Raw genomic sequence first — 12536 nt, 5'->3', positions numbered from 1 at the left:
GCGATTGCGGCGTACGTACGCCCACGGCTACGCACGCCGCAGTCTGCGCCACACCGTCGGCGCCCCGCTGATCAGCAGAGCAAGCGCCACCGCGGCGACCACGCCCTGCCACGGCTCGGGGAACAGCGACCCGCCCAGGATCCCGATCAGCTGGTACGCCGCCGCCCAGGCGAGGCAGGCCGGTACGTCGCCCCGGGCGAAGCGGCGCATCGGCATTCGGGAGAACAGGCACGCCAGCATCACCGGGATGCGCCCGGCCGGCACCAGGCGGGAGAGCACCAGCACCTGCGAACCGTGCTCGTGGAGCTTGCCCTGCGCCTGTTCGAGGCGGTCGGGGGCGGCCCGCTTGCGCAGCGCCTCCAGCCAGCGCGAGCCGTTCCTGGAGCGGACACCGCGCAGGCCCAGCCAGTACAGGCCGATGTCCCCGAGGAAGGCGGCGGACGAAGCCAGCGCGAAGACGACAAGCAGCGCGAACGGGTCGAGCTGGTGGAAGGCCACCACGGCCGCCGTACTCACCAGCGCACCCGTCGGCACCACAGGCACCAGCGACCCCAGCACGACCAGCAGGAACAGCGCCGGATAGCCGACGGCCTGCTGGGTCGACTCCGGGGGCACCTGGCTCACCACTTCTTGGGTCAACACGGCCTGGTTCAACGCTGCCTGGTTCAACACCGTATGGGTCAACACCGCCTGGATCACCGGGTGGCCTCGGGCCGGACGCTCTCGCCGTGCCCGAGCCGGTGCACGGCGACCTCCGGCGCGAGCCTGGCCGCCTTCCGTACGAACTCGTCGCCGGGGGAGTGGAACTCGTGCGGTCTGAACCCGTCGAGGCCGATCGGCCAGTACGTGCCGTAGTGCACCGGCACGGCCGCCGCCGGCGCGAGCCGGGCGAGCGCCTGCGCCGCCCGCCCCGCGTCCAGATGCTCGTGCCCGAGGAAGGGCCCCCAGCCGCCGACGGGCAGCAGCGCCACATCGACGGGCCCGACGGCCTCCGCCATGCCGTCGAAGAGCCCGGTGTCCCCGGCGAAGTACGTACGCTCCTCACCGGTGACGACGTAGCCGAGGGCGGGCGCGCGGTGCGGCCCGACGGGCAGCCGCCGTCCGTCGTGCAGCGCGGGAACGGCCCGTACGAGCAGATCCTTCACCCGCACTTCCTCGCCGACCGCTACCTCGGTGATGCGCAGCCAGGAGAGCCTGCGCAGCGCGGGCACGGCGCGCGAGGCGCCGCGCGGCACGATCAGCGTGGTCCCGGGCGCGAGCCGGGCCAGCGAAGGCAGATGCAGATGGTCGGAGTGCATGTGCGAGACGAGTACGGCGTCGGCCACGGCGGCATCGGGCGGCGGCAGCGCGCCGCGCCTGCGCCGCAGATGGGCCAGGCGCCGCGCGAACAGCGGGTCGGTCAGCAGCCGGACACCGGAGTCCTCGACGGTGCACGTGGCATGACCCCACCAGGTGATCTCCACCGGCACGAACGGCCTCCTCGCTGTCGGTGGCGTCGGTCCCTCGGCACGAGTTCTCGGTACCAGTTCTCGTTACGAGCGTAGGCGGTGTGCGGCGGGCCTGATCGCAAATGCCCTGATGCGTGCGTGAAGGGGCCGAGTCTGTTCATGAATGTCCGGGGGTAGCAATCCCGGGGACGAACGGGAGGGCAGCGCCATGACCACGCACTCCGAGCAGTGCCCCCGCTGCGGGGGAGTCCTGGCGGTCACCCAGGACGGCTGGAAGATCTGCCACTCGTGCGGCTACTCCTCCCCGCCCTGAACGCTCGCCCTGAATGCTCCTCGGGTGCGCCTCCTCCCCGCGACGCGATCGGAGTAGGGTCGGCGGCGACAGCTAGCACAGGGGGTCGGGTCATGGACGAGGTAAGAGTGGCGGCCATTGCCAGCCTGACTCCGCTGGAGGAGCTCGACAGCGATCCGTTCCTGGTGGACACCCGCAGCCAGCAGGCGATGTGCGCGCGCTGGGCGGCCGACAAGGGATACGTCGTCACACGGCAGTTGCTCTTCTACGGGATGCGTCCCGACCACTGCGGCCTGTGGGCCGACATCGACGCGGGCACGGTCGACCTGTTCGTCGCGCCCAACGAGCGCGTGCTGGAACGGGCGTTGACGTCGGTCCCCGAATTCTCCGCCGAGTGCGAGCGCCGCGGCGTACGCCTGGAGACCGCGGGCCTCGACGAGCCCGCGTACAACGCCGCCATGAAGGCCAGCGTCCACCGCAGACTGTCGATGCCGACGGCCGGATACGACGGCTGCTGACGGACCGCTGAACCCCGCTCCACGCCCACCCCGCGCCGTTCCCGTTGTGCCAGGCTGGAGACCGGCCCACAGGCGCGGGCCGGGACGTGAGGTGGTTACGGCGTGGTCCGAGGTCGATGGCGCAGTACGGGCAGCGCCGCACTGCGCGTGGTCACGGTGTGGGCGGTCTCGACCCTCACCATGCTGGCGCTTGCCGGCATCCTGCCGGACTTCCAGCTCCGGGCCGACGACCGCGACAGCATCACCCAGGTAGCGCTCACCGCGGCCTGGGGCGCGGGCGCCTTCGGTCTCCTCGGCGCGCTCGTCTGGCCGTTGGCCGTACGGGCACTGCTGCTCGTCCCCGCACTCGTCCTCGGTCTGCTGGCCTTTTTCCTCAACGGCTCGCTGCTGCTCATCGCGCTCAGCCTCATCCCCGACGGGCGGGGCGAGGCCGACCCCGAGACCGCGGTCGTGGTGGCCGCCGTCATGTCCGCCGTCGCCTCCGCGACATCGGGTGCCCTCGCCGTCCGCGACGACGAGGCGTACCGGCGCAGGCTCTCGCGGCTCGCGCAGCGACGCCGCAGGCGGGGCGGCGACGACGGGCGTACCGGGCTGCCCGGCACGCTCTTCCTGCAGCTCGACGGCGTCGGCCATGACGTGCTGCGCGAGGCGGTCGGCGACGGGCTGATGCCGACCGTCGCAAGCTGGCTCGAAGGCGAGGAGCCCTCGCACCGGCTCACCGCGTGGCGCACCGACTGGTCCAGCCAGACCGCCGCCAGCCAGCTCGGCATCCTGCACGGCAGCAACCACGACGTCCCCGCCTTCCGCTGGTACGAGAAGGAGACCGGCGAGATCGTCGTCTCCAGCCGCCCCGCCAGCGCCGCCCTCATGCAGCGCCGCGCCGTCGAGCGCACCGGCGACGGCGGACTGCTCACCTTCGACGGCGCGAGCCGAGGAAATCTTTTCAGCGGCGGCGCCGACCAGCTCGCCCTCGTCCTGTCCATCGCCGCCAGACGCGGCAAGTCCAACAGGTCCCGCGCCGGCTATTTCGCGTACTTCTCCGACCCCGCCAATGCCGTACGTACCGCCATGTCCTTCGTCGCCGAAGTGGGCCGGGAGATCGGCCAGTCCACCCGCGCGCGCCTGCGCGGAGACGTCCCCCGGGTGAAGCGGGGCGGCTTCTACCCCTTCATCCGGGCTTTCGCGACCGTCGTCGAGCGGGACGTGGTCGTCGCCGCCGTGCTGGGCGACATGCTCGCCGGGCGCACTGCCGTCTACGCCGACCTCGTCGCGTACGACGAGGTGGCGCACCACTCCGGGCCGCACAGCGCGGACGCGAAGAAGGTCCTGGAGCGGCTCGACCGCTCGCTCGCGCTGATCGTCAAGGTCGCCGAGCACGCCCCGCGTGCGTACTGGATCGTCCTCCTCTCCGACCACGGGCAGAGCCCCGGTCAGACCTTCGCGGACGCGTACGGGCTCACGCTCGCCGACCTCGTCAGGGCAGGCTGCGGGCTGCCGGTTCCACGCCGCGCGGCGCGCACCGTCAGTGCCTCCGAGGCGCGCGACGCGGTACGGATCGCGTTGCACAGGCCGGTGGTGGAGGGCGAGGAAGAGCACCCCGGGCCCGGCACCGACCCGGTCGTGCTCGCCTCGGGCAATCTGGGGCTGATCTCGTTCCCCGACGCCAGGGGCCGGGCGACCCGCGAGCGGATCGACCGCCGTCATCCCGCGCTGCTCACCACCCTCGCCAACCACCCCGGCATCGGCTTCCTGCTCGTACGGAGCGAGGAGCACGGCGCGCTGGTGCTCGGGGCCGACGGCGCCGAACTGCGCCTGGACGACGACGGCACGGGTGACACCGGGCCGCTGGCGGTCTTCGGCCCGGGCGCGGCCGAGGTGGTACGGCGTACGGACGCCTTCCCCCACGTCGCCGACATCATGGTCAACTCCTGGCACGACCCGGCCACCGGCCGCGTGCACGCCTTCGAGGAGCAGATCGGATCGCACGGCGGCCTCGGCGGCGAGCAGGCCCGGCCCTTCCTGCTGTCCCCGTACACCCTCTCGGCGCCGGTCGCCGACGGGCACGAGCTGGTCGGCGCGGAGCAGCTGCACGGGGTGCTGCGGCGCTGGCTGCGGGAGTGCCAGGGGCCGCAGGTGCCGGTCACGACTACGGAGGATTCTTCGCGGGAACGCAGCACTGAAGGGCATATTCCGGTTACTGACGGCGCCGTACAGGATGAATCTGCCTGATGTGGTGCGCTGTTCCCCGTTACGTTCGCTTGGTGTGGACCGCCGAACGGGAGGCCTCGGCAAGGCCGTCGTCATGTGCCGGTGTCCCGCTCCTCCGGATCGGTGAGGCGGGTGGGCAGTCCGACACGGCGGGCCAGGGCGACGGCGGCGAGCGACGAATGCACATCAAGCTTGACCATCAGATTCTGGATGTGGGTGCGCACGGTGTAGGGCGACAGGAAGAGGTGCCGTGCGATCTTCGGCCGGGGCATCCCCGCGCACATGCACATCAGCACCTCACGCTCCCGGGCGGTGAGGGTGGACAGCCTCTTGGCCTCCCCCTCCAGCTCGATGTACAGGGACGTCAGGTCCGACAGAATGCGGGTGAGGAGTGCGGGCGGAATCCAGGTCTCGTCCCGGAGCACCCCGCGGATCACCTCGCCCAGATGTTCGATCGGGCTGTCCTTGGAGACCCAGCCCCGGACGCCGGCCTGAACGGCGGCGGAGGCCAGGCTGTCTGCTCGGCCGTTCCCGGTGACCACGACGACCGGCACGCCGGGTGAGTCGGTCCACGGAAAACGACCGTCGATACCGCCCTCCCCGACCTCGACGGAGTCGAGGTCCACCACGGCCACATCCACCTGCCTGCGGGCAACTGCCCGATGTACCTCATTCATGTCGGTCACCGCACTGCCGGTGATACCGCTGTGCTCCAGCGCAGCGACGAGCACCTCGGCGACCAACCGGCGGTCAGCCACCACGAGCACGTGAATGCCGCTGGACATGGACATACGCCGATGGTCCACCGGGTCACAGAGGCCCACCACCGGTGGGCATCCGAAGCGGTCCCGGCTCCGATATGACAGGCCCCCCTCACCGTGATCCCATGAAGAGGGGTAGTGGTCCCACTGAGCGCGACCAGCGAACGGGAGAAGGACCCCCCATGGCCCCTCGTACTTCGCTCTCGGACAGGAGCCCGCGAGCCACGGCTTCGCCGCAGCTGGTCCTGGCTGACGAGCACCGTCTCTTCGTGGACGCTCTCGCCCTGACCCTGGCCCGCCGGGGCTACGGCGTAAGGGGCATCGCCACCACGCGCACCCAGCTGCTGCGCGCGGTGCTCGTGCACCGCCCCGACGCCTGCGTACTCGACATACAGCTTCTGGACGGCCCGGCCATCGATGTGATCGACCGCATCCACGCGCGGCTGCCGAAGGTCAAGGTGCTCGTCGTCTCGGCCCGTACCGACGCGGACTCGGTCGCCGCCGCCATGGAGGCCGGAGCGGTCGGCTATCTGAGCAAGAGGCAGGGGGTGGATGTGATCGACCACGCCCTGGCAGAGCTGAGCCGCGGCGAGCTCACGATCGAGCCTTCCCTGGCCCAGGAGACGCTCCGGCATCTGGGCAACCACCGAGACGTCGAGGACCAGCCGCTGCGCTGGCTGACCCAGCGTGAACTGGAGGTTCTGCGGAGGCTGACGGATGGCGAGGGCACCACCGAGATCGCCCAGGCGCTGGGGGTGACGATCAATACGGCGCGTACGCATGTCCAAAATGTCCTCGACAAACTCGGGGTCCACTCACGCCTGGAGGCCGTCGCCCTTGCCGACCGCGCACCGCACGCACCGTCCCTACGGCGGATGGCGTAGCAGTGATCGGCACCTCGGCGGTGTCGTGCCGCGTCGATTGCCCACCAGAATCTTTCCCGGCGCGAGCTCAATCCCTGGTAAAGCTCAACCCCTGGTGAAGGAGCGCAGCGATGAAGGCACTCGTTCTCGCGGGCGGTTCGGGGACGCGCCTGCTGCCCATCACACATACCTATGCCAAGCAGCTCGTACCGATCGCCAACAAGCCGGTGCTGTTCTACGTGCTGGAAGCGATCCAGGATGCAGGCGTAACCGATGTGGGCATGGTTGTGGGCGAAACAGAGCAGGAGATCCGGGGGGCGGTCGACGACTCCGGCCCTGACGGGCTTCGCATCACCTACATCCGGCAGGAAGCCCCGCTCGGCCTCGCGCACGCTGTGCTCATCGCCCGCGAATATCTCGCCGGTGACGATTTCGTCATGTACCTCGGCGACAACTTCCTCATTGGCGGCATCACCGAGCTGGTCAAGGAGTTCAAGCATGGCATTCACGACGCACAGATACTGCTGACGCCCGTCGCGGAGCCGCGAGCCTTCGGGGTGGCCGAGCTGGACGAGACGGGCCGGGTGATAGGCCTGGAGGAGAAGCCGTCCCGCCCCAAGAGCGACCTCGCTCTGGTCGGCGTTTATATGTTCGGCCCTCTGGTCCATGAGGCGGTCCGCGCGATCAGCCCGAGCCGACGTGGCGAGCTGGAGATCACCGATGCCATCCTGTGGCTCCTCGACGGCGGTCACTCGGTGCGGTCGCACATCGTCAACGGATACTGGAAGGACACCGGGCGGCCGGAGGACATGCTCGAGTGCAACCGCAAAGTGCTGGAGTCAGTGAGCGGCCGCGTGGACGGCTACGTGGACGAGGGCAGCCAGATCATCGGCGAACTCATCGCGGAGGAGGGCTCGCGGATCGAGCGCTCAGTTGTGCGCGGCCCTGTGGTGATCGGCCGGAACACCCGCATCGTCGACTCGTACATCGGGCCGTATACGTCAGTACAGAACTCGTGTCTGATCGAGGGGACGGAACTGGAGTACTCGATCGTGATGGACGAGGCCACCATCAGGGGGGCGACACGCATCGAGAACTCCCTGATCGGGAGAAGGGTCCGGGTGGTCCCGTCGACGGGGATGCCGACGGCACACCGGCTGGTGCTCGGCGACCACAGCCAGGTCTCGATTGCCTGAACCGTACGGTGATGCCGCATCACCGTACGGTGCTGCCAAGGACATCGGCGTCGCCATGCTGCCGGATCCAGTCGGGCAGTCGGTCCTGGACGATCGCGGGCCAGAGGCTCTTCGACTTGGCCCGGTCCATGATCACCACGCTCTGGCCCTTGATGAAGTCGGACCGTGCGATGGGCGCGGTCATGAACGTCACGTCCCGGGTCTTCAGATCGCGCAGGTCGAACGCGAGTGTGCGCAGCTCGCTGTTGGACAGTTGGTCGTCCACGCTCACCGCATCCGTGAACGCGTCGAGGACGTCGATGACGCCGCCGGGGTTGGTGAAGCTGATGTCGCCGCGCATCTTGCTCATCAAGGTGCGCAGGAAGTTCTGCTGCCGCGCGATGCGGTCGAAGTCGCTTCGGGGCAGACCATGCCGCTGTCGCACATAGTCCAACGCTTCCTCGCCGTTCATCGTGTAGGTGCCGGCTTTCCAGCCGCGATGCTGTTCGGTGTCATAGGTGTCTTGCGGAACGGTCAGGGTCACTCCGCCGACGGAGTCGGTGAGGGACTTGAACCCGTCCCAGTCGATTACAGCGAAGTGGTCGATGCGGATTCCGGTGAGCTTCTCCACGGTGTCGATGAGCAGCGGCGGGCCGCCCAAGGAGAACGAAGCATTGATCTTGGCGTCGCCATGACCGGGGATCGGCACCCAGGTGTCCCGGGGTACGGAAACCACGTATGCCTTGTGGCGATCGGCCGCCAGGTGCAGCAGCATCAGCGTGTCGCTGCGCTGCGCCCCCGGCTTCCACAGGTCGGCTTTGCTGTTCTTACCGGTAGTCGGCAGGTCGGAGCGGCTGTCGATGCCTGCCACCAGGAAATTCAGCGCACCGTCGTCCCCCTGCTTGTCCGGTCGGTCGTTGTGGTGCGGGAAGACGTTGGGCAGGCGCTCGACACGGTCGGTGTAGTGCTCCGAAGCCCACCACAGGCCACCCGCAGTGAGGGCGACGAGCCCGAGCGCGGCGACCACGAGGAACACCAGCACCGCGCGGCCGCGCCGCCGACGGCGCGCTCCGGCAGGCCGAGGAGGCCAGCCGGGAAACCGGTCGCCGGGCCCGGGCATCAGAAGTCGTCCGGGTACGGATCTGTCAATGGACTAACGAGATCGGGTGAGGACGAGGCGGGGAAACCTGGCAGCAGGCGCGCGAGCAAGAGGCGGGTCTGCGTCGTGTCGTTGTGCTCCGTGGCGGTGTAGAGGGCCGCGAGCTGCTGATGCAGGACGGCGGGGCTGTGCTGCGGGGCGGCGTTCGTGACGAAGATTCTCGAATGGGCGGTCCGGGCGCACTCCTCGGACTCGGAGAACAGTGCCTCGTTCAGCTTCTCCCCTGGCCGCAGACCGGTGTATCGGATCTGCACGTCCTGTGCGTTGATCGTCTGGGCGAACCTCTGGATGAGGTCGACGATCCGCACCGGGTCACCCATGTCGAGGACGAACACCTCGCCGTCGGCTGCCATCCGCGCCGCCTCCAGGACGAGTCCGACAGCCTCCTCGATCGTCATGAAGTAGCGGGTGACGTCCGGGTGAGTCACGGTCACCGGCATCCTCGACCCCAGCTGCTCCGCCACCACGGACAACAGCGAGCCACGGCTGCCGAGCACATTGCCGAAGCGGACAGCAGCGAATACGGTCGGGCCGCCGTCGTTGGCCTGGACTATCAGCTCCGCCAGCCGCTTCGTCGCGCCCAGGACCGAAACGGGGTCGGCCGCCTTGTCCGTGGAGATGAGGATGAACCGCTCGACGCCGGATTCGACTGCGGCCCGGACGAGGTGCTCGGTACCCAGCACGTTCGACTTGACTCCCTCGCAGGGATTGCGCTCGAGCAGCGGAAGGTGCTTGTGCGCGGCGGCGTGGAAGACCACATCGGGCCGGCAGTCATGGAAGAGCTGGTCGATCCGGGCTCGGTCCCGGATGTCCGAGATCACGATGTCGTCGTCGAGGAGCGCATCGCCGTACAGCTCGAGCTGCAGCCGGTGCAGGTTCGACTCGTCGTGGTCGAGCAGGAACAGCCGACTCGGTTCGAAACCGCGTACCTGTCGGCACAGCTCGCTCCCGATCGACCCGCCGGCACCGGTAACCAGAACGCGCCGCCCGGCGATGATCGAGCGCGCTTCCGGACTGACCACATGCATCTCCGTGCGCCCGATCAGCCGCTGGACGTCCAGCGAGCGCATGTCGGTGCCCACTACCTCACGGCGCAGCGCCGCGATGAATGGCGGCAGGAAACGGACGCTGGCCCCCGCCGCGGCGGCCGCTTCGGCAACCCGGTGGAAGCGCTCCGTCGGCAGCCCGGGAATGGCCACGACGACCACCTCGGCACCGTGGGCCCGAACGGCCGCTTCGGTATCGTCCAGACCGCCCAGCACCGACAGGCCGTCGCCGAGCCGCCTGGCCGGGCGGTCGTCCAAGAATCCCACGGGAACCAAACCGAACTCGGGTGTCCTCGCCAGGTCCCGTGCGAGGGCCTGCCCGGCCTCCCCCGCGCCGATCACGAGCGTACGCAGCCCCGCGTGGTCTGCCTGCCGCGCGCTGTCCACTGCCGTCGTCAGCGAGGTCGCGATCGCAGGGCGCTGCCGTGCGGGCGGGCGGCCGAGTTCCTTGAGCGCGGTGCAGACCCGGTCGACCTGGCCCTCGGTGAGGGCGGGGTACATCGGCAGCGACAGGAGCTGGGGGAAGAGCGCATCGGCTCCGGGCAGGCCCCCCTGCGGGGACAGGGCGGCCTGCTGGAAGTAGGGCATGTGATGCAGCGGGATGAAGTGCACGGACGTGCCGATCCCGCGCTCCGCCAGCTCGGTGATCAGCTCGTCGCGGCTCATCCCGTACTCCTCCAGAACCCGCACGACGTACAGGTGCCAGGCATGGCGGCCGTGGACCGGGGCCATGGGCAGGATCAGGCCGGGCACCCGCCGCAGTCGGGCCGTGTACCAGATGGCGATCGCGTCACGCCGATGCTGCCAGCCGGACAGGTGACCAAGCTGCGCCCGCCCGATCGCGGCCTGCACATCGGTCATGTTGGCCTTCAGGCCGGCGTCCTCGACGGTGTAGCGCCAGCTTCCGCCCGGCAGATTGCGGCGCCAGGCATCCGTGGACATGCCATGCAGCCGCCCGCGGCGGATCCGCTCGGCGAGGTCGGGGTCCTCGGTGGTCACCATGCCGCCTTCACCGATCGGCAGGTTCTTGGTCGCGTAGAAGCTGAAGCAGGCGGCCCGGGAGAGCGCGCCTACGGGACGGCCGTCGACGGAGGTCCCCAGCCCGTGGGCGGCGTCCTCGATGACGAGGTCCAGCGGCAGTCCGGCCGCCTCCGCCAGCTCCTCCAGCGGCGCCGGAGCTCCGGCGAAGTGCAAGACGAGCATGGCAGCGGGGCGCCCGCACTCGCGGGCCGCCGCGGCGACCGTGTCCGGGGAGGCCATCGCGGTGCGCGGGTCGACGTCGACCAGCACGGGCCGGAGCCCGGCGTGCACGATCGCCTCGGCCGCGCCGCAGAAGGTCAGCGTCGGCAGCAGTACGTTGCTGTCGGGAGGCAGCCGAAGGGCACGGAATGCCAGCTCGATCGCCGCTGTACAAGAGCTCACGGCAACCGCATGCCCGGCCTGAACGGTTGCTGCGAACTCGCGCTCGAACTGTTCGGTCTCCGGCCCACTGGTCACCCACCCGGAGGCAAGCACGCGCTGCGTCGCCTTCCTGGCCTCAGGGCTGATCTCGGTGACAGCGAACGGCACCGCCAATTGCTCGGCCGCAGGCACACGCGTCCCCGCTCCCCGGAGGCCGCCCGGTCCCCGGGCTCGCCGGACATCCAGCCGGTGGACCATCATCACCGATAACTCCTTGAGACCGGGGCCACCTGATCCGCTACTCCGTAAGCCAGTGGCGTTCCACGCGTACCAGTTGAGACGACCCTAGGCAGCCGTCGGCTCGGCCGGATGCGGTCCAAGGACGGCTTTTGGTACGTCGTGTGCGCGATCAGCCCGCCCGTCCGCGCGGGCAGCATGTGTTATGTCAGTGATCAGAAGCGATGGCAGGGCGTGCTGTGGCGGATTCATTGATCATCGACGTGGGCAAGGAGGGAGTCGGTGACATCCATGCGAAGGGGGAATGGGGAGGCCAAGCGCATCCTGGTCATTGGCTCCATGGACGGCTTCGCCAATAGCTGGAAACCCCTGGAGATCGAGCGGTTCCTCCAGGAACGCGGGCACGAGGTGCGCTTGGTCGATACGTACTCACTGAGTCGGGCCTCCAGCTCTGCCGGGTCCTTGGGGAGAAAGCTCCCAAGTCTCAGGCCCGCGAGGTTGGCCCTGTACGCGAACGACGTGGCATCGGCTCTGCTCACACGCTATGGGAGACGCGGTCGGCGCTTTCTCTCCTACTACGTGCTGGTCACGGATCACCGTCTGCGACGCACCATCTTGAAGTCGTCGCTGCCGCTTGATGATTTCGACCTGCTGATCTGCGAAACCCCTTACGACGCAGGAGTCCTGGCCGACGCCGTTTCCGCCCGCACTTTGTACGACGCCCCCGCTCCGTGGGCGGACGAGGTTTATTACGAGGGCAGGCTGACCGGTCGACAGCATCTCAAGCTGCGCCGCCTGGAGACCGGGCTGATGGAAGACGTGGACCACTTGTCCTTCCACTGGGAGTCGTACGCACGATACGCGGTCGAGCAGTACCGGATCAGCGGCCGTAATCTGATGACTCTCAATTACGGCTGCACGCCAGCGGCTCAGCGCGCCCGGTTCGAGGACCCACCACGCATTGTCTACCTCGGCTTTCTCAGCTCGCGGTTCAACGACCCACCGCTCCTCGCGCGCCTTGCGAAGCAGTACCCCATCGATGTGTACTCGGGGCGCCCACCCGATCCGCAGCTCGGACTGAATTACCTCGGACGTGCGCCGTCGCCCGACGTGTTGCAGAATTACCAACTCGGGATCGTAACGTGCAGCAAGGACCAGCTGAGGCGCGACGGCTTCTCCTCAAAACACCTGAATTACTTCGCCTACGGACTCCCTGTTCTGGTTCCCGCGTGGCGGCGTCACCTGGATGTGCTGGCCGGATCCGTGACCTATACGGAGCAGACCTTCCGCTCGGTGATCGAGTCGCTGAACAACGAGAAGCGGTGGCAGTCCCTCAGCGACGAGGCGTACGCCCAGGCACAGCGGCTCACCTGGGACGAGACCCTCCGGCCACTGGAGGCCCTGCTTTCCTAGCGGCAAGGGAGCGAG

At 68.9% G+C, this 12536-nt stretch carries 10 protein-coding genes; 5 read left to right on the top strand and 5 right to left on the bottom strand.

Translation table 11 applies throughout. From position 1 onward, the window contains the following. Positions 1–27: 27 nt before the first annotated feature. Together J7I98_RS24170 and J7I98_RS24165 are read right to left on the bottom strand one after the other, a co-directional pair. A complete protein-coding gene (locus J7I98_RS24170) occupies positions 28–639 on the bottom strand; it encodes a VTT domain-containing protein (protein WP_214925705.1) in 612 nt (203 codons plus the stop codon). Positions 640–695: 56 nt separating this feature from the next. Continuing rightward, positions 696–1469, bottom strand: coding sequence for an MBL fold metallo-hydrolase (locus tag J7I98_RS24165; protein ID WP_214925314.1), 774 nt, complete (start codon positions 1467–1469; stop codon positions 696–698). Between the two features lie 384 nt (positions 1470–1853). Between J7I98_RS24165 and J7I98_RS24160 the strand changes: the two genes are divergently transcribed. Both J7I98_RS24160 and J7I98_RS24155 read left to right on the top strand, forming a co-directional pair. Further along, a complete protein-coding gene (locus J7I98_RS24160; protein WP_214925304.1) occupies positions 1854–2258 on the top strand; it encodes a hypothetical protein in 405 nt (134 codons plus the stop codon). Positions 2259–2360: 102 nt separating this feature from the next. Continuing rightward, on the top strand, positions 2361–4487 hold the full coding sequence (locus J7I98_RS24155; RefSeq protein ID WP_214925301.1) for a phage holin family protein: 2127 nt from the start codon (positions 2361–2363) through the stop codon (positions 4485–4487). Positions 4488–4558: 71 nt separating this feature from the next. Here J7I98_RS24155 and J7I98_RS24150 read toward each other — a convergent pair whose 3' ends face one another. Then, entirely contained in the window at positions 4559–5257 is a 699-nt protein-coding gene (locus tag J7I98_RS24150) for a response regulator transcription factor (RefSeq protein ID WP_251021099.1), read from the bottom strand. Positions 5258–5409: 152 nt separating this feature from the next. Here J7I98_RS24150 and J7I98_RS24145 point away from each other — a divergent pair, with 152 nt between their 5' ends. Further along, positions 5410–6111, top strand: a complete 702-nt coding sequence (locus tag J7I98_RS24145; protein ID WP_214925299.1) for a response regulator transcription factor — start codon at positions 5410–5412, stop codon at positions 6109–6111. 110 nt (positions 6112–6221) lie between these two features. Continuing rightward, positions 6222–7286, top strand: a complete 1065-nt coding sequence (locus J7I98_RS24140) for a glucose-1-phosphate thymidylyltransferase (protein WP_214925297.1) — start codon at positions 6222–6224, stop codon at positions 7284–7286. Positions 7287–7305: 19 nt separating this feature from the next. Here the strand turns inward: J7I98_RS24140 and J7I98_RS24135 are convergent, their stop codons facing one another. Next, positions 7306–8385, bottom strand: coding sequence for an LCP family protein (locus J7I98_RS24135; RefSeq protein WP_251021098.1), 1080 nt, complete (start codon positions 8383–8385; stop codon positions 7306–7308). Then, a complete protein-coding gene (locus tag J7I98_RS24130) occupies positions 8385–11132 on the bottom strand; it encodes an aminotransferase class I/II-fold pyridoxal phosphate-dependent enzyme (RefSeq protein ID WP_374225166.1) in 2748 nt (915 codons plus the stop codon). The genes J7I98_RS24135 and J7I98_RS24130 overlap by 1 nt, the downstream gene beginning before the upstream one ends. 315 nt (positions 11133–11447) lie before the next feature. On the opposite strand from J7I98_RS24130, the gene J7I98_RS24125 reads away from it, so the two are divergent. After that, positions 11448–12521: a hypothetical protein gene (locus J7I98_RS24125; RefSeq protein ID WP_214925293.1), complete on the top strand. Its 1074-nt coding sequence runs from the start codon at positions 11448–11450 to the stop codon at positions 12519–12521. The last annotated feature ends 15 nt before the right edge of the window (positions 12522–12536 follow it).

This window comes from Streptomyces sp. ISL-98 (genome assembly GCF_018614055.1).
GTDB classification, from domain to species: domain Bacteria; phylum Actinomycetota; class Actinomycetes; order Streptomycetales; family Streptomycetaceae; genus Streptomyces; species Streptomyces spiramyceticus.
Note: the sequence above shows the minus strand (reverse complement) of the source record. Positions and strands in the feature narration are given on the sequence as shown.